Raw genomic sequence first — 16,969 nt, 5'->3', positions numbered from 1 at the left:
CCAGCAAGGGCAAATCGGTTACAATCACCGATTGCTTTCATTTAGTCTGCAGCCAGAATCATGAGCACGGAAAACAACGCGCCAGTAGTCAGCAACTTCATTCGCAACATCATTGACGAGGACCTGGCTTCGGGCAAGCACAGTTCCATCGTCACCCGCTTTCCGCCGGAGCCCAATGGCTACCTGCACGTAGGCCACGCCAAATCCATCTGTCTGAACTTCGGTCTGGCCGAAGACTATCAGGGCAAGTGCAATCTGCGCATGGATGACACCAACCCGGAAAAAGAATCCGACGAATTCGTGCAGTCCATCAAGGACAGCGTGGAATGGCTGGGCTTCCAGTGGGATGGCAATGTCCGTTTCGCCTCGGATTACTTCGATGCGCTGTACGACTACGCCGTCGAGCTGATCAAGTCGGGCAAGGCCTTTGTCTGTGACCTCAACGCCGAAGAAATGCGCGCCTATCGCGGCAGCCTGACCGAGCCGGGCAAAAACAGCCCCTTCCGTGATCGTAGCGTGGAAGAAAACCTCGACCTGTTCACCCGCATGCGCAATGGCGAATTCCCGGACGGCAGCAAGACGCTGCGCCTGAAGATCGACATGGCTTCCGGCAACGTGAACCTGCGCGACCCGGTGATCTACCGCATCCGCCGCGCCCATCACCACCGTACCGGCGACAAGTGGTGCATCTACCCGATGTACGACTACACCCACTGCATCTCCGATGCGCTGGAAGGCATCACCCACAGCCTGTGCACGCTGGAATTCGAAGACCATCGCCCGCTGTACGACTGGGTGCTGGACAACATCACCATTCCTTGCCACCCGCGCCAGTACGAATTCTCCCGTCTGGAACTGCTGTACGCGCTCACCTCCAAGCGCAAGCTGCAGGCACTGGTGACCGACGGCCTGGTGGACGGCTGGAACGACCCGCGCATGCCCACCATCGAAGGCATGCGTCGCCGTGGTTTCAGCCCGGCCGGTATCCGCCTGTTCGCCCAGCGCATTGGCGTATCCAAGGGTGAAAACATCATCGACATGAGCGTGCTGGAAGGCGCCGTGCGCGAGATGCTGGAAAACGAATCGCCGCGCGTGATGGCGGTGCTGGACCCGATCAAGGTGACCCTCAACAACTTCGATGCCGCCGTCACTGCCAGCCGCAGCGCGCCTTTCCATCCGCATCACCCGGAGTTCGGCGAGCGTGAAGTGCCGATCGCCCGTGAAATCTGGATCGAGCGTGAGGACTTTGCCGAAGTGCCGCCGCCCAAGTGGCAGCGCCTGACCGCTGGCGGCGAAGTGCGCCTGCGTTACAGCTATGTCATCAAGTGCGAAGAAGTGATCAAGGACGCCGACGGCAAGGTGGTGGAACTGAAGTGCTCCATCGACCACGACACCCTGGGCAAGAACCCGGAAGGCCGCAAGGTCAAGGGCGTGATTCACTGGGTGTCGGCCGAGCACGCGATTGAAGCCGATGTGCGCCTGTACGACCGCCTGTTCACCGAGCCACGTCCGGATGCGGTGCGTGGTGAAGATGGCGAATATGTCGACTTCCGCCAGTTCCTCAATCCGGAATCGCTGAAAACCGTCACCGCCTATGTGGAAGACGCGGTGCTGAAGGCCGCCCCGGAATCGCGCTTCCAGTTTGAGCGCCTGGGTTACTTTGTCACCGACCGCTACGACCATCAGCAAGGTGTGCGTGCGGTGTTCAACCGGACTGTGGGTCTGCGCGACAACTGGAGCAAATAAATTTTGCCCAAACAAGCCAGTCAGTTCTGACTGGCTTGGCGACGTAGACGCTGAAGCGGGCCTGATGGCCCGCTTTTTTCATGTCTGCTGCGCGGGCTACACCGTTAAGCGGGCACTGACAAGCTTCGCCAGCGCAGCATTTGATGCGCGTCGACTTTGGCGTGATGTAATTTGCCTGCTACAAGCCAGCCGCCTAGCATCGAAGCCATCCACTCTTGCTTTGCGGAGAAATGTGATGAACCAGCCACGCCTGCTGTATCTGCAATCCGGCGGCCCCACCGCCGTACTCAATGCCTCGGCACAAGGGGTGATCGAAACCGCGCGCAAGCTGGGCATCTCGGTATATGCCGCCCGCGACGGTCTGGCTGGGCTGCTGGAAGACCGGCTGGTGAATACCGATGGCGTGTCCGATCACGACATCGCCCGGCTGGGTTTTTTGCCCGGCGGGCATTTTGGCGTCAGCCGCCGCATGATAGGCCGTTTCGAAGAATGTCCTGCGGACTGGCTGCGCATGAAGGAGGTGCTGGCACGTCATGGCATTCATTATTTGCTGATCAATGGCGGCAACGGCTCGCTGGGTTGTGCCGCCCGGCTGGCAGATTTCCAGCGCCATACCGGCCATGCCCTGCATGTGATCGGTGTGCCCAAGACCATAGACAACGATCTGGTCGGCACCGACAACAGCCCCGGCTATGGCTCGGCGGCCAAGTTTCTGGCCAGCACCATGCTGGAAGTAGGCATGGACATGCTCAGCATGGGTCGCGGCCGGGTATTCATCATGGAGGCCATGGGCCGCCATACCGGCTGGCTGGCGGCGGCACCGGCTGCGGCGCGCATGCATGGCGGGCAGGCACCGCATATCGTGTTGCTGCCGGAAGTGCCGTTTGATCAGGACAAGTTTCTGGCCGCAGTGGATGCCAGCCTGGCGGCGCATGGCCAGTGTGCCATCTCGGTGGCGGAAGGCCTGGTGGATGCCGCCGGGCGCTTTGTCACCGAGGCCAATGCCTCGGCCGTGTATGGCCACGAACAGCTGGGCGGGGTGGGGAGCTGGCTGGCGGCGCTGCTCAAGCGCGAGCGCGGCCTGTCCGCCCATGTGGCGCAGGTGGATTATCTGCAACGCGCAGCCGGACATCTGGTGTCGGCCACCGATGCCGCCCAGGCTTACCAGATGGGGCAAAAGGGCGTGGAATGGCTACAGGCCGGGCGCAGCGGCGTCATGGCCGGCATCCGCCGCCTGTCCGATCACCCTTACCGCTGGGAAGTAGCGGAATTTCCGCTGTCTGAGGTGGGAGATCTGGAAAAGGCTTTCCCCTCGCACTTCATCTCCGCCGATGGCTATGGCGTGACCCAGGCTTTTCTGGACTACCTGCTGCCGCTGATGGAAGGCGAGCGCATGCCGCCCTTCCGGCAGGGCTTGCCGGACTACCGCCGTATTGAATGGCCGCCGGTGTGACCCCATATAGCGTTTTTATCTGCAGAGCAGCCGGGCCATGTGCCCGGTTTTGCATGCTGGAGCCGGCACAGGTCGGGATCAGGCTGCCCTTCGCGGGGGCTTGACGACTCTGCTACAATTTCCCCTTTTACCCAAGCACAGGTTATCTAGATCATGCTGAACGTGTACAACACCCTGACTCGCCAGAAAGAAGAGTTCCATCCCATCGAACCGGGCAAGGTGCGTATGTATGTGTGTGGCATGACGGTGTACGACCTCTGTCATATCGGCCATGCCCGCATGCTGGCCGCCTTTGACGTGATCTACCGCTGGCTCAAGGCCTCCGGCTACGATGTCAACTACGTGCGCAACATCACCGACATCGAAGACAAGATCATCAAGCGGGCGCTGGAGCGTGGCATCACCCCGGACCAGCTGGTGGCGGAAACCATTGCCGACATGCATCAGGATGCCGCCGCGCTGAACCTGCTGCCGCCAACGCACGAGCCGCGCGCCACCCACCATGTGGGCGGCATGATTGCGCTGATCGAACAGCTGATTGCCAATGGCAAGGCCTACCCGGCACCCAATGGCGATGTGTATTACGCGGTGCGCGAGTTTGAAGGCTACGGCAAGCTGTCCGGCCGTACGCTGGACAAGCTGCGCGCCGGTGAGCGCGTGGAAATCGACCCCAACAAGCGCGACCCGCTGGACTTCGTGCTGTGGAAGGCCGCCAAGCCGGGCGAGCCGTCCTGGGACAGCCCGTGGGGGGCTGGCCGTCCGGGCTGGCATATCGAATGCTCGGTGATGAGCTGCCACCATCTGGGCGAGCATTTCGACATTCACGGTGGCGGTGAGGACCTGCAATTCCCGCACCATGAAAACGAAATCGCCCAGTCCGAAGGCGCGCATGGCCACCAGTATGTCAATTACTGGCTGCATAACGGCTTTATCAATGTCGATGGCGAGAAGATGTCCAAATCGCTGGGCAATTTCTTCACCATCCGCGATGTGCTGCAGCATTTCGACGGCGAAGTGGTGCGCTTCTTCATCGTGCGCAGCCACTACCGCAGCCCGGTCAACTACACCGACAGCATCCTCAACGATGCCAAGCAGGGCCTGACCCGTCTGTACACTGCGCTGCGTGGCCTGGAGCTGCCGGAAAGCACGGGCATTGACTGGAGCAACCAGTACGCTGCGCGCTTCAAGGCGGCAATGGACGACGACTTCAGTTCCTCCGAAGCCGTGGCCGTGCTGTTCGAGCTGGCCGGTGAAGTCAACAAGACGCGCGATGTGCAGCTGGCACGGCTGATGAAGGACCTGGGTGGCGTACTGGGCCTGCTGCAACGCGAGCCGGAAGAATTCCTCAAGGCCGGTGCCGGTGAGGGCGAATTGACTGCCGAGCAGATCGAAGCCCTGATCCAGGCGCGTCGTGATGCGCGCGCCAACAAGAACTGGGCCGAGTCCGACCGTATCCGTGACGAGCTGATCGCCAAGGGTGTGGTACTGGAAGACAATGCCCAGGGCACCAGCTGGCGTCGTGCCTGAGCCAGCAGCGCTGGCCGGGTGAGTCCGGGGCGGCAGTCTGATAAGGGCTGTCGCCGTTTTCGTTTCGGGCGACTTGTCAAGCGCTAATAAAGCGCGGATAATGCGTCCCTTCACTAAGTAGTACAGGCAAAACCCCTGTACCCGTAACCAAGGAAGCTCATCATGCGCGCTGATATCCACCCGAATTACAAAGAAGTTGCGGTTACCTGCTCCTGCGGTAACACCTTCACCACCCAGTCCACCATGGGCAAGGACGCCTTCCACATTGAAGTGTGCTCCAGCTGCCACCCGTTCTACACTGGCAAGCAGAAGATTGTTGATACCGCTGGTCGTATCGACAAGTTCAACCAGAAGTTCGGCGGCTTCTTCAAGCGCTAAGCTTGTAAGCTTTGGAAAAAAGGCAGCTGCGGCTGCCTTTTTTCATTTCCGCTGCGTGTGCTTGCACATTAAAATAAGGCTTTACTCCTACCGGCGCGCGCCTCGATGCTGACGTACTCCCCGCAAAACGCCACTGTTCCCGCTCCCACCGAAAAACCCTGGGTCTTGCTGTTGCTGTGTTTTGTCTGGCTGTGGCCCGGCATTATCGGCCACGACCCGTGGAAGCCGGACGAACCCTATGTAATGGCAGTGGTAGAGGGCATGCTGCACAGCGGCAACTGGCTGCTGCCCACCCTGCAGGGGGTGCCTTATCTGGAGTCGCCACCCTTGTACTACTGGGTGGCCGCAGGCTTTGCCAAGCTGTTTTCTCCCTGGCTGCTGCCGGCACATGATGCGGCACGGCTGGCCACGCCGCTGTTCATGGCGCTGGGGCTGACGCTGGCTGGCATGACCGGGCGCGACCTGATCGGCCGCCGCCATGGCCGCAGTGTGGTGATGATCCTGATCGGCTGCCTGGGGCTGATTGTCACCGGCCACCAGCTGACGCCGATGGTGGCGACTTTTACCGGTTTTGCCGCGGCATTTTACGCCCTGGCGCTGACCTTGCGCTCACCCGGCCTGGCCGGCGCCATCCTGGGAGCGGGCAGTGCCACCTTGTTTCTCAGCGCCAGCCTGCTGGAAGTGATGCTGGTGTGGGCGGTGGTCTTGTTTCTGCCGGCTTTCAGCGCCTGGCGCAACAAGCGCTACGCCATCACGGTCTTCATGGCCTTGCTGGTGGCCCTGCCGGTGGCCCTGATCTGGCCGCTGGAGCTGGCGCGCAGCTATCCTGCGCTGTTCCGCCTGTGGTGGGCAGACCATGCGCTGGGTCCGCTGAATGGCTTTGGCACGGTCAGCCTGTTTCACGGTTTTGGCTACTACACCTTCAACACCATCTGGTTTGCCTGGCCGGCCTGGCCGCTGGCGGCCTGGACGCTATACCGCAACCGCAAGTACGAGCTGCCCATGCTGCAGCTGCCGCTGATGTTCTTTGGCGTGGTGCTGATCATGCTGACGCTGTCCGAGCGCAAGAGCATGGATTACGCCATGCCCTTGCTGCTGCCGCTGGCACTGCTGGGCGCGGTGGAGCTGGATAATCTGCGCCGTGGTGCGGCGGCCTTCCTCAACTGGTTTGGCCTGATGACCTTCGGCGTGTTCGGCCTGCTGATCTGGGCGGGCTGGGCCGCCATGAACTATGGCTGGCCGGAGCGGCTGGCCGGGCGTGCCCAGTATTTCAGCCCCTACTATGTGCCGCATGTGTCGGTGCTGGCGGCGGTATTTGCCGTGCTGGCCACCATGACCTGGATCTGGGCGGTAACGCGCAGCCATTTGCGCGGGCGGCAGGCCATCACCAACTGGGCCGCCGGTCTGACCCTGTGCTGGGGGCTGGCACTCAGCCTGTGGCTGCCGTGGCTGGATGCCGCCAAGAGCTACCGGCCGGTGGTGGAGAGCATGCTGCGGGCGATGCCGGCAGTCGGCGCGGACAAGGCGCAGTGCATTGCGACGGAAAGCCAGAACATGGTGGCGCGTATCAGCTGGCATTACTACGCAGGTATCGATCTGCTGGCTTATCCGGCGGGGGAGAGCAGTCCCTGCGATTACCAGCTGCTGGTGCGCTCGCGCAGCGACGGCCTGGCCGAGCCGGGCTGGACCCTGTTGTGGCAGGGCTCGCGTCCGCGCGAAAAGTTCGAGCTGTTTGGCTTGTTCCGCCGCGCAAACCATTAGCGCCTGACTGCACCATCCACGCGGAAAGGGCCGGCACATGCCGGCCCTTTTTCATGCGCCAGACGCTGTCAGCGCCGCCATGACCGCCGGCAGGCTTTCGGCCACGGCAAACAGTTCGCGTTCTTCAAAGCGCACATGGGCCGTCATGGCATCGGCAAAAGCCTGCAGGATGGCCGGGCTGGCCAGTTCGGCGTGTTGCAACAGGCGACGCAGGTAGGCGTGCTGTTCCAGCGTGCGTTCAACCAGCTGGCCATGGCCGGCAAGGGCCAGCGCCGGTAGCAAGGTGCGTTCTTCCTCGGCAAAGTGGGCCTGCAGGCTTTGTTCTGCCTGCTGGCAGATCCTGGCCGCAGCCTGTTGCCATTGGGCGGGGTCGGTGGTGCGGGCGGCCTTGCCGGCCTGGATGGCCAGGGACAGTGCGTGGTGGTGCTCACGGGAGAGTGGGCTAAGTGCGGCGCTGCGTTTCATGCTGTGCTCTGAGATCCGGGATGATTAGCCTGCAGCAAGCGCAGCGGGGCAGCCTTGAGCAGGCTCAAGCATGCGCGGCTTGCCCCCGGCTGGCAGTTGGGGGCAAGCCGCGTTCTGCTTCAGTGTTGCAGCTGTGGCAGGTTGGCAAACAGTTGTAGTGCTTCCGGGTTGGCCAGTGCGCTGAGATTATTCACCGGCTCGCCGTGGATGACATTCTTTACCGCCAGTTCGACAATCTTGCCGCTGATGGTGCGCGGAATATCGGCCACGGCGATGATGCGGGCCGGCACATGGCGCGGACTGGCCCCGCGCTTGATCTGCTCGCGGATGCGCACGGTGAGTGCTTCATCCAGCTGGCAGCCTTCGCGCAGCCTGACAAACAGCACCACGCGCTCGTCATCCTGCCAGCGCTGGCCCACGGCCAGGCTTTCCAGTACTTCGGCAATGCTCTCCACCTGGCGGTAGATCTCGGCGGTGCCGATGCGCACCCCGCCGGGGTTGAGCACGGCGTCGGAGCGGCCATAAATCACCATGCCATCGTGCTCGGTCAGTTCGGCATAGTCGCCATGGCACCAGATGTTGTCAAAGCGTCCGAAGTAGGCCTGGCGGTATTTGCTGCCCTGCTCGTCCTGCCAGAAGCCTACCGGCATGGAGGGGAAGGGGCGGGTGCACACCAGTTCGCCCTTTTCCTGGCGTACCGGCCGGCCATGGCTGTTATAGATGTCCACCGCCATGCCCAGGCCACGGCATTGCAGTTCGCCGCGATACACCGGCAGCGTGGCGCAACCCAGGGCAAAGCAGGACACGATGTCGGTGCCGCCGGAAATGGAGGCCAGATTGATGTCCTGCTTGATGTTGGCGTAGACCCAGTCAAAGCTTTCCGCCATCAGCGGCGAACCGGTGGAGAAGATGGCGCGCAGCGCATCCAGCCGGTATTCGGTGGCTGGGCTCAGGTTGATCTTGCGCAGGCCGTCGATGTATTTGGCCGAAGTGCCGAAATGGCTGAATTGCCATTGCTGTGCATAGTCCCACAGCACGCGCCCCTGTGCGGCAAAGGGCGAACCGTCGTACAGCATCAGTGCCGCACCGGAAGCGAGGCCGGACACCAGCCAGTTCCACATCATCCAGCCGCAGGTGGTGAAGAAGAACAGGTGGTCAGCGTGGTGTACATCGCCGTGCAGCTGGTGTTCTTTCAGGTGCTGCAGCAGGGTGCCGCCGGTGCCGTGCACGATGCACTTGGGTTTGCCGGTGGTGCCGCTGGAATACAGGATGAACAAGGGGTGGTTGAAGCCCACCCGGGTGTAGTGCAAGGGACGGGGCGCAAACGGCGCGATGAAGTCGCTCAGGGTCTGGGTGCGCGGCAGGCTGGCAGCAAACTCCACGGCATCGCCCAGATAGGGGATGGCGATGAATTGCTCCACCGAGGGCAGGCCGGCGGCCAGCGCCTGCATTTTGTCGTGAATATCGATTTGCTTGCCGTTATACCAGTAGCCATCCGGGCAGAACAACAGCTTGGGTTCGGTCTGGCCAAAGCGGTCGATGGCACCGTCGATGCCGAAATCGGGCGAGCAGCTGGTCCACACCGCGCCCAGGCTGGTGGCGGCCAGCATGGCGGCCACGGTTTCCGGCATATTGGGCAGCAAGCCGGCCACGCGGTCGCCCGGCTTGATGCCGGCGGCCTGCAGCGCCTGTTGCAGGCGGGACACCAGCTGGCGCAGTTGCTGCCAGCTTAGCTGGCGCTTGAGCTTGTCTTCGCCCCAGAACACGATGGCGGGTTCGTCACCATCGCGGCGCAGCAGGTTTTCCGCGTAGTTGAGCCGGGCTTCGGGGAAGAAGCGGGCCGCCAGCATATTGTCACCGTGTTCCAGCGCCGTAGCGCCCTTGTCGCCGATGACGCCGCAGTAGTCCCATACCAGCGCCCAGAAGCGGCCGGGGTCGTCCACGCTGGCCTGCCACAGGCTGTGGTAGTCGGGCAGCGGGCGGTCATAGGCGGTTTCGGCCAGCTTTTGAAAGGCATGCAGGTGGGAGCCTGCCACACGGGCAGGCGAGGGATGCCAGATCGGGGTGGTGGAATGCTGCATGTTGCTCCTCTTTATTGTTGTCACGGGCGCGGCGGGCCGTGCGTGCAAGCATCAGTGGTGGCGGCCCATGGCCTGTGCCACCCGGGATGCCGGTGCGCGGCCCAGCAGGCCGGAAACGAACCAGGCCGTTTCCACCAGTCGTGGCAGGGCGATGCCGCAGTCCACGCCCAGTCCGTTCATCAGGTAGACCACATCTTCCGTTGCGACATTGCCGGAAGCTCCACGAGCATACGGGCAGCCGCCCAGACCCGCAACGGAGGAGTCGAAGGTCCGGACTCCCGCCTGATAAGACGCATGAATATTGCTGATGGCCATGCCGTAAGTGTCGTGGAAGTGACCGGCCAGCTTGTCGATTGGCACAAGCTTGCTCACGGCGGCCAGCATGTCCAGCACCCGGTTGGGGGTGGCGCTGCCTATGGTGTCGCCCAGCGAGATTTCGTAGCAACCCATGTCCAGCAGGCGGGCGGCGACTTCCGCCACTTTGGCCGGGGCAATGGCCCCTTCATAAGGACAGTCCACCACACAGGATACATAGCCGCGCACGCGGATATGCTCGCGGCGGGCCGTGGCCAGCACGCTGTCGAAGCGGGCCAGGCTGTCGGCAATGCTGGCATTGATGTTTTTCTGGCTGAAGCTTTCACTGGCGGCACCGAACACGGCGATTTCGCGCACTCCGGCCGCCAGCGCCTGCTCCATGCCCTTGTCGTTGGGCACCAGCACCGGGTAGCTGACCGGGCCGGACAGGTCCAGCGCTTGCAGCACTTGCAGGCTGTCGGCCATTTGTGGCACCCATTTGGGCGAGACAAAGGCGCCGGCTTCGATGGTGGTGAGGCCGCTGGCCGCCAGGCGGCGGATCAGTTCCAGCTTGCTGGCCGTGTCCAGTTGCTGCTTTTCGTTTTGCAGCCCGTCACGCGGGCCGACTTCGACAATCTTCACGCGAGTCATTCTGTCCTCCATGCCGCCACTCAGGCGGCGTCGAAATCCACCAGCTCGTCGCCGTCGCACACCTGTTCACCGGCGGCGAAGTAAAAGCCGCGCAGCACGCCATCGGCCGGGGCGTGAATGGTGTGTTCCATCTTCATCGCTTCCAGAATCAGCAAGGGCTCGCCCTGACGGACGATCTGGCCTGCCTTGGCCAGCAGGGTGACTACCCGGCCGGGCATCGGTGCTTTCAGATGGGTGACGCCGTGTACTTCGTCCGCGGCTGCGGCATAGGGATCGACCCACTCCAGTTGCAGGCGTTCACCTTGCACGAACAACAGCCGTTGCTGATCCTGCCGTACCACGCTGGCGCAAAGCGCCAGGCCATCCAGCGTGGCTTGCAATTGGCGGCCCTGCAGCCGGGCTTGCACTTTGAATTGCTGTTCCGCCACGGTGACGACAAAACCCTGTTCAAGATAACGCAGCCCCACGCTGTGCAGCTGCTCGCCCTGGCGGAACTGCAGGTTCTGTTCCAGTACGCCGTTCAGTCGCCAGCCGGCAGGCGCCGGGCAGGGCGCGGCGGCATGCAGGGCCTCGGCCACGGCCAGCAAGGCCAGTTGCTGCGCACTGGGTGTGGCCGGTGTGGGCAACAGCACATCCTGATGGCGGGCAATCAGCCCGGTATCGACCTGGCTGCTGGCAAAGCTGTCATGCAGCACGATGCGCCGCAGAAAGGCGATATTGGTGCTGACGCCGGCAATCTGGTACTGCGCCAGTGCCGTATCCAGCTGTTGCAGGGCGGCTTCGCGGTTTTCGCCCCAGACGATCAGTTTGGCAATCATCGGGTCGTAGAAGGGGGTGATGCTGTCGCCTTCGCTGACGCCGGTATCAATGCGTACCCGGGCGTTTTCCGCCGGGGCGTGCAGGTGGATCAGCCGGCCGGTAGCGGGCAGAAAGCCCTTGTCCGGGTCTTCGGCATAAATGCGCGCCTCGATGGCATGGCCATGGATTTTCAGTTCGTCCTGGCGCAGCGGCAGTGGCTGGCCGGCGGCCACATGCAGCTGCCAGGCCACCAGATCCTGGCCGGTGATCATTTCGGTGACCGGGTGTTCCACTTGCAGCCGGGTATTCATTTCCATGAAATAGAAGCCACCCGGCTGGCCATTGGCCTGCACGTCGACGATGAATTCCACCGTGCCGGCACCGACATAGCCCACGGCACGGGCGGCGGCGCAGGCGGCTTCGCCCATGGCCTGGCGCATGACGGCGGGCAGGTGTGGGGCGGGGGCTTCTTCCAGCACTTTCTGGTGGCGGCGTTGCACCGAGCAGTCGCGCTCGAACAGGTAGACGCACTGGCCATGGCTGTCGGCAAATACCTGGATTTCCACATGGCGCGGCCGGGTCAGGTATTTTTCCACCAGCACCTTGTCATCGCCAAAGCTGGCACTGGCCTCGCGCTGGCAGGACGCCAGTGCGGCGGCAAAGTCTTCGCTGCGCTCGACTATGCGCATGCCCTTGCCACCACCACCGGCGCTGGCCTTGATCAGCACCGGGTAGCCGATATGGTCGGCCTGCTGCTGCAGGAATTCTGCTTGCTGCTCCGCACCGTGGTAGCCGGGAACCAGTGGCACGCTGGCTTTTTCCATCAGGGTTTTGGCTGCCGACTTGCTGCCCATGGCGGCAATGGCACTGGCCGGCGGGCCGATGAAGGCGATGCCGGCTGCCGCGCAGGCCGCGGCGAATTCGGCATTTTCCGACAGGAAGCCATAGCCGGGATGGATGGCCTCGGCACCGCTGGCGCGGGCGATGTCCAGGATGATGTCGGCTTTCAGATAGGATTCGGCAGCGGGTGCCGGGCCCAGTCGCCAGGCTTCATCGGCCAGTTTGACAAAGCGGGCGTCGGCATCAGCGTCTGAGTAAACCGCCACAGTGGCAATACCCAGCTGGCGGGCGGTCTTGATCACCCGGCAGGCTATTTCCCCGCGGTTGGCGATGAGTATTTTCTTAAACATGGCAGTCTCCCGCGGCGAAATCGTCACGGTGCAGAGGCGCCGTCAGGCGATGTTGCTGCGCAGCTGCGCAGCCTTGCGGCTGCTGGTCACCACGGTTGGCGATGAGGATTTTCTTAAACATGGCGGTCTCCCGCGGCGAAATCGTCACGGTGCAGAGGCGCCGTCAGGCGATATTGCTGCGCAGCTGCGCAGCCTTGCGGCTGCTGGTCACTACGGTTGGCGATGAGGATGTTCTTGAACATGGCGTTGTCCTTATTGTTCTTGTTGCCAGGCAGGCGGACGTTTGTCGAAGAAGGCGGCCAGCCCTTCGCGGGCTTCCCGGCCCACGCGAATGCTGGCAATACGCCCGGCCGTGTCGCTCAGCAGATCATCATCCCAGGGCGAGGCCTCGTGTAGCACCGACAGCAAATCCTTGGCTGCGGACAGGGCTTGCGGCGCACCCTGGGCCAGTTCGGCGGCTATGCTGGCAATGCGTTCGTCCAGTGCTGCGGCTGCTACCACTTCGTGCACCAGGCCAATGCGGGCGGCGGTGGCGGCATCAATGCGCTCGGCCGACAGGAAATAGCGTCGCGCCTGGCGCCAGCCGATGGCATCGGCCACATAGGGGCCGATGGTGGCGGGAATCAGCCCCAGCCGTACTTCGGTCAGGGCGAAACGGGCGTGTTCGGTGGCGATGGCGATGTCGCACACGGCGGTCAGCCCGGTGCCACCGGCCATGGCTGCGCCATGGATGCGGCCAATCACCGGTTTCTTGCTGCGGTAGATGGTCTTGAGCATGGCGGCCAGGTGGTGGGCATCGGCCAGGTTTTCCGCTTCGCTATAGCCGGCAGCGCGGCGCATCCAGTCCAGATCGGCCCCGGCAGAAAAGCTCTTGCCGCGCCCGGCCAGCACGATGACCCTGACGCTGTCGTCCAGTTGCAGCGCCTTGAAGGCGGCAGTCAACTCGGCGATCAGGGTTTCGTTCATGGCATTGTGCAGCTCGGGACGGTTCATCCATACCGTGGCGACCTTGCCCTGTTGTTCGATTTGCAGCGTGTCGTAGTGCATGGTGGCGGCTCCTTACATGCGGAACACGCCAAAGCGTGTCTTGTCGATGGGCGCGGACAGGGCGGCTTCCAGTGCCAGGCTCAGCACATCGCGGGTCTGGGCCGGGTCGATGATGCCGTCGTCCCACAGCCGGGCGCTGGCGTAGTAAGGGTGGCCCTGGCGTTCGTATTGCTCGCGTACCGGTGCTTTCAGTGCTTCTTCCTGCTCGGCGGTGAAAGCATCGCCCAGTTGTTCCTTCTTGACCTGTGCCAGTACCCCGGCGGCCTGTTCGCCGCCCATCACCGAAATGCGGCTGTTCGGCCACATCCACAGCATGCGCGGGCTGTAGGCGCGGCCACACATGCCGTAGTTGCCTGCGCCAAAGCTGCCGCCAATCAGCACGGTGAACTTGGGCACGCTGGCGCAGGCCACGGCGGTGACCAGCTTGGCGCCATCCTTGGCAATGCCGCCGTTTTCATACTTCTTGCCCACCATGAAGCCGGTGATGTTCTGCAGGAAGATCAGCGGAATGCCGCGCTGGCAGCACAGTTCGACAAAGTGCGCACCCTTGAGGGCGGATTCGGAAAACAGGATGCCGTTATTGGCGATGATGCCCACGCGCCAGCCATTGAGCCGGGCAAAGCCGGTGACCAGCGTAGTGCCGTAGTTCTGCTTGAATTCGTCGAAGTCCGAATCATCCACCAGCCGGGCGATGATTTCACGCACATCAAACGGCTTTTTCGGGTCGGCCGGAATCACGCCATAGATTTCCTCGGCGTGGTGGCGCGGTGCTTTGGGCTCGGCGCGGTCCAGCACGCCCTGTTTGTGCCAGTTGAGGTCGGCCACGATGCGGCGGGCAATGCCCAGCGCGTGGGCATCGTTCTGCGCCAGGTGGTCGGCCACGCCGGAAATGCGGGTGTGTACATCGCCGCCGCCCAGTTCTTCTGCCGTGACGACTTCACCGGTGGCGGCCTTCACCAGCGGCGGGCCGCCCAGGAAGATGGTGCCTTGCTCTTTGACGATGATGGTTTCATCCGACATGGCCGGCACATAGGCACCGCCTGCGGTGCAGCTGCCCATGACCACGGCAATTTGCGGAATGCCGGCTGCGGACAATTGGGCCTGGTTATAGAAGATGCGGCCAAAGTGTTCCTTGTCCGGAAACACTTCGTCCTGCAAGGGCAGGAAGGCGCCGCCGGAATCCACCAGATAAACGCAGGGCAGGCGGTTTTCCCTGGCGATTTCCTGGGCGCGCAGGTGCTTTTTCACCGTCATCGGGTAGTAAGTCCCGCCCTTGACCGTGGCGTCGTTGGCGATGATCAGGCAGTCCACCCCGGCAATGCGGCCAATGCCGCTGATCAGGCTGGCGCCGGGGGCATCATCGTTATACATGCCGTGGGCGGCCAGCTGGGACAGCTCCAGAAAGGGCGCTCCCGGGTCCAGCAGCAGGTTGATACGCTCGCGTGGCAGCAGCTTGCCGCGGGCTACGTGCTTGGCACGCGGTCCCTCGCCTCCACCCAGTGCGGCCTGGGCAACCTTTTGCTTCAGATCGGCCACCAGGGCGCGCATCTTGTCGGCATTGGCCTGGAAATCCGCACTACGCGGCGACAATTTGGATTCGATGACTGGCATAGGGAGCCTCTTGTTTTTGTGCCGATCCGTAAGATTTTTTCAATGCAGAGTAAGGCGTGCGGAGAAAGCGGCTGAGGCAAGGCGCGCCGCCGCAGACAGTACAGGTGGTACGGCCAGGCGGCGCAACGCAGCATCAGGCGTTTTATCCCGCGCCTAGCGCGTTTCGGCCATCAGCTCGCGACCAATCAGCCAACGACGGATTTCGCTGGTGCCCGCACCGATTTCATACAGCTTGGCATCGCGCAACAGGCGGCCGGTGGCGTATTCATTGATATAGCCATTGCCGCCCAGGCACTGGATGGCGTCCAGCGCCATCTGGGTGGCGTTTTCGGCGGCGTACAGAATGGCCCCGGCAGCGTCCTTGCGCGTCTGGCGGCCGCTCTCGCCACGGTCCAGCGCCTGGCCAACGGCATAGACATAGGCGCGGCTGGCGGACAGCTTGACGTACATGTCGGCCAGCTTGCCCTGCATCAGCTGGAAGTCGCCAATGGCCTGGCCAAACTGCTTACGGTCGTTCAGATAGGGGACCACGATATCCATGCAGGCCTGCATGATGCCCAGCGGGCCTGCCGCCAGTACGGCGCGTTCGTAATCCAGCCCGCTCATCAGCACTTTCACACCATTGCCTTCGCCGCCCAGCACGTTTTCAGCGGGGATTTCACAGTTGTCGAAGAACAGCGGGTAGGTGTTGGAACCGCGCATGCCCAGCTTGTCCAGCTTGCTGCCATGCGAGAAACCGGCAAAACCCTTTTCCACGATAAAGGCGGTGATGCCTCTGGGGCCGGCATTGATGTCGGTCTTGGCATACACCACCAGCGTGTCGGCATCGCCGCCGTTGGTAATCCACATCTTGCTGCCGTTCAGTACATAGTGGTCGCCCTTTTTGTCGGCGCGCAGCTTCATGCTGACCACGTCGGAACCGGCATTGGGTTCGGACATGGCCAGGGCACCCACGTGCTCGCCGGAAATCAGCTTGGGCAGGTAGCGGGCTTTCTGTTCTGCCGTGCCGTTTTTCTGGATCTGGTTGACGCACAGATTGGAGTGCGCGCCGTAGGACAGGGCCACCGAAGCGGAGGCGCGGCTGAGTTCTTCCATCACCATCATGTGGGCCAGATAACCCATATTGGCGCCACCGTATTCTTCTTCGGCGGTGATGCCCAGCAGGCCCATCTCGCCAAACTTGCGCCACAGGTCGGCCGGGAACAGATTGTCCTGATCGATTTGCGCGGCACGCGGGGCGATTTCGGCGTCGGCAAAATCCTTCACGCTCTGGCGCAACATGTCGTAGGTGTCGCCGTGGTCAAAACGCAGGCTGCTGTACATGGTGTTTCTCCTCGGTGCCGGTCGTGGCGGCTGTGCCTGACAGGCTATTGTGATGGTCGCGTTACTGGTTTGAATATTGAATTACGTTTACGTAAGCGTCAATATGGTGTGGTAAAAAAACCTGCACGAGGGCAGGTGTTCAGGCCGGGCTATCGGCCTTGGTGGTCATCTGGTCGATCACGCCACGGCAGTGCTGTTCCAGCGCGTCGATCTCCGCCAGCACCACGTCGATGTCGCGGCGTTGTTCTTCCAGCTGTTCGCGCCGGGCCACCAGCAGGTGCAGCAGCTTGAGCGACTGGCTGGCTTCGTCGCGGGCCAGATCGTACAGGTCTATGATTTCGCGGATTTCCGACAGCGACAGGCCGATGCGCTTGCCGCGCAGGATCAGCCGCAGCCGTGCCCGGTCGCGGCGTGTGAACACGCGCTGGCGGCCATCGCGCTTGGGTTCGATCAGGCCTTGTTCCTCGTAGAAGCGGATGGTGCGCAGGGTGACGTCAAAATCCCGCGCCAGATCCGAAATGGTGAAGACTTGCTGTTCTGTCATGATGTCTGCTTTCAGTATTTATACGGATTGTAGCGTTTTTCCCACGGCTTCTCATCCTGAATGGCACATTACGTTTACGTAATCGTCAACTTGTGGGATT

The 16,969-nt window shown here is 62.5% G+C and carries 14 protein-coding genes; 5 read left to right on the top strand and 9 right to left on the bottom strand.

Annotated features, from left to right (window positions below; genetic code table 11):
• The first annotated feature begins 60 nt into the window (after positions 1 to 60).
• The 5 genes from DFR38_RS07180 (at position 61) to DFR38_RS07160 (ending at position 6,865) form a co-directional block, all read left to right on the top strand.
• On the top strand, positions 61 to 1,746 hold the full coding sequence (locus tag DFR38_RS07180) for a glutamine--tRNA ligase/YqeY domain fusion protein (protein ID WP_059286779.1): 1,686 nt from the start codon (positions 61 to 63) through the stop codon (positions 1,744 to 1,746).
• Between the two features lie 235 nt (positions 1,747 to 1,981).
• Positions 1,982 to 3,199 carry a 6-phosphofructokinase gene (locus DFR38_RS07175; RefSeq protein ID WP_059286780.1) on the top strand — a complete coding sequence of 406 codons (1,218 nt, stop codon included), beginning with the start codon at positions 1,982 to 1,984 and terminating at the stop codon, positions 3,197 to 3,199.
• Positions 3,200 to 3,352: 153 nt separating this feature from the next.
• Positions 3,353 to 4,726, top strand: coding sequence for a cysteine--tRNA ligase (gene cysS / locus DFR38_RS07170; protein WP_059286781.1), 1,374 nt, complete (start codon positions 3,353 to 3,355; stop codon positions 4,724 to 4,726).
• A gap of 162 nt (positions 4,727 to 4,888) precedes the next feature.
• A complete protein-coding gene (rpmE, locus tag DFR38_RS07165; protein ID WP_045847109.1) occupies positions 4,889 to 5,104 on the top strand; it encodes a 50S ribosomal protein L31 in 216 nt (71 codons plus the stop codon).
• Positions 5,105 to 5,209: 105 nt separating this feature from the next.
• Complete coding sequence (locus DFR38_RS07160; protein ID WP_059286782.1) at positions 5,210 to 6,865, top strand: ArnT family glycosyltransferase; 1,656 nt, start codon at positions 5,210 to 5,212, stop codon at positions 6,863 to 6,865.
• Positions 6,866 to 6,916: 51 nt separating this feature from the next.
• Here DFR38_RS07160 and DFR38_RS07155 read toward each other — a convergent pair whose 3' ends face one another.
• The 9 genes from DFR38_RS07155 to DFR38_RS07120 all read right to left on the bottom strand — a co-directional run bounded on the left by DFR38_RS07155 (position 6,917) and on the right by DFR38_RS07120 (position 16,869).
• Positions 6,917 to 7,330, bottom strand: coding sequence for a hemerythrin domain-containing protein (locus tag DFR38_RS07155; RefSeq protein ID WP_110313201.1), 414 nt, complete (start codon positions 7,328 to 7,330; stop codon positions 6,917 to 6,919).
• 119 nt (positions 7,331 to 7,449) lie between these two features.
• A complete protein-coding gene (locus tag DFR38_RS07150; RefSeq protein ID WP_110313200.1) occupies positions 7,450 to 9,411 on the bottom strand; it encodes an acetoacetate--CoA ligase in 1,962 nt (653 codons plus the stop codon).
• Between the two features lie 51 nt (positions 9,412 to 9,462).
• Positions 9,463 to 10,356, bottom strand: a complete 894-nt coding sequence (locus DFR38_RS07145; protein ID WP_110313199.1) for a hydroxymethylglutaryl-CoA lyase — start codon at positions 10,354 to 10,356, stop codon at positions 9,463 to 9,465.
• 20 nt (positions 10,357 to 10,376) lie between these two features.
• Positions 10,377 to 12,344 (bottom strand): acetyl-CoA carboxylase biotin carboxylase subunit, encoded by a 1,968-nt coding sequence (locus DFR38_RS07140; protein WP_110313198.1) that lies wholly within the window; start codon positions 12,342 to 12,344, stop codon positions 10,377 to 10,379.
• Between the two features lie 113 nt (positions 12,345 to 12,457).
• Positions 12,458 to 12,586, bottom strand: coding sequence for a hypothetical protein (locus DFR38_RS21695; RefSeq protein ID WP_280523841.1), 129 nt, complete (start codon positions 12,584 to 12,586; stop codon positions 12,458 to 12,460).
• Positions 12,587 to 12,596: 10 nt separating this feature from the next.
• Positions 12,597 to 13,391, bottom strand: a complete 795-nt coding sequence (locus tag DFR38_RS07135; protein ID WP_059286006.1) for an enoyl-CoA hydratase/isomerase family protein — start codon at positions 13,389 to 13,391, stop codon at positions 12,597 to 12,599.
• Between the two features lie 12 nt (positions 13,392 to 13,403).
• Positions 13,404 to 15,002, bottom strand: a complete 1,599-nt coding sequence (locus DFR38_RS07130) for a carboxyl transferase domain-containing protein (protein WP_059286007.1) — start codon at positions 15,000 to 15,002, stop codon at positions 13,404 to 13,406.
• 153 nt (positions 15,003 to 15,155) lie between these two features.
• Positions 15,156 to 16,325, bottom strand: a complete 1,170-nt coding sequence (locus DFR38_RS07125) for an isovaleryl-CoA dehydrogenase (protein ID WP_059286008.1) — start codon at positions 16,323 to 16,325, stop codon at positions 15,156 to 15,158.
• 139 nt (positions 16,326 to 16,464) lie between these two features.
• Positions 16,465 to 16,869 (bottom strand): MerR family transcriptional regulator, encoded by a 405-nt coding sequence (locus DFR38_RS07120; protein WP_059286009.1) that lies wholly within the window; start codon positions 16,867 to 16,869, stop codon positions 16,465 to 16,467.
• Positions 16,870 to 16,969 lie beyond the last annotated feature (100 nt).

It is taken from the genome of Aquitalea magnusonii (genome assembly GCF_003202035.1).
Taxonomy (GTDB): domain Bacteria; phylum Pseudomonadota; class Gammaproteobacteria; order Burkholderiales; family Chromobacteriaceae; genus Aquitalea; species Aquitalea magnusonii.
Note: the sequence above shows the minus strand (reverse complement) of the source record. Positions and strands in the feature narration are given on the sequence as shown.

Coding starts and splice junctions, on each gene's coding strand:
- DFR38_RS07180 (WP_059286779.1), top strand. CDS start 61: ATGAGCACGGAAAACAACGCGCCAGTAGTCAGCAACTTCATTCGCAAC.
- DFR38_RS07175 (WP_059286780.1), top strand. CDS start 1,982: ATGAACCAGCCACGCCTGCTGTATCTGCAATCCGGCGGCCCCACCGCC.
- cysS (WP_059286781.1), top strand. CDS start 3,353: ATGCTGAACGTGTACAACACCCTGACTCGCCAGAAAGAAGAGTTCCAT.
- rpmE (WP_045847109.1), top strand. CDS start 4,889: ATGCGCGCTGATATCCACCCGAATTACAAAGAAGTTGCGGTTACCTGC.
- DFR38_RS07160 (WP_059286782.1), top strand. CDS start 5,210: ATGCTGACGTACTCCCCGCAAAACGCCACTGTTCCCGCTCCCACCGAA.
- DFR38_RS07155 (WP_110313201.1), bottom strand. CDS start 7,330: ATGAAACGCAGCGCCGCACTTAGCCCACTCTCCCGTGAGCACCACCAC.
- DFR38_RS07150 (WP_110313200.1), bottom strand. CDS start 9,411: ATGCAGCATTCCACCACCCCGATCTGGCATCCCTCGCCTGCCCGTGTG.
- DFR38_RS07145 (WP_110313199.1), bottom strand. CDS start 10,356: ATGACTCGCGTGAAGATTGTCGAAGTCGGCCCGCGTGACGGGCTGCAA.
- DFR38_RS07140 (WP_110313198.1), bottom strand. CDS start 12,344: ATGTTTAAGAAAATACTCATCGCCAACCGCGGGGAAATAGCCTGCCGG.
- DFR38_RS21695 (WP_280523841.1), bottom strand. CDS start 12,586: ATGTTCAAGAACATCCTCATCGCCAACCGTAGTGACCAGCAGCCGCAA.
- DFR38_RS07135 (WP_059286006.1), bottom strand. CDS start 13,391: ATGCACTACGACACGCTGCAAATCGAACAACAGGGCAAGGTCGCCACG.
- DFR38_RS07130 (WP_059286007.1), bottom strand. CDS start 15,002: ATGCCAGTCATCGAATCCAAATTGTCGCCGCGTAGTGCGGATTTCCAG.
- DFR38_RS07125 (WP_059286008.1), bottom strand. CDS start 16,325: ATGTACAGCAGCCTGCGTTTTGACCACGGCGACACCTACGACATGTTG.
- DFR38_RS07120 (WP_059286009.1), bottom strand. CDS start 16,869: ATGACAGAACAGCAAGTCTTCACCATTTCGGATCTGGCGCGGGATTTT.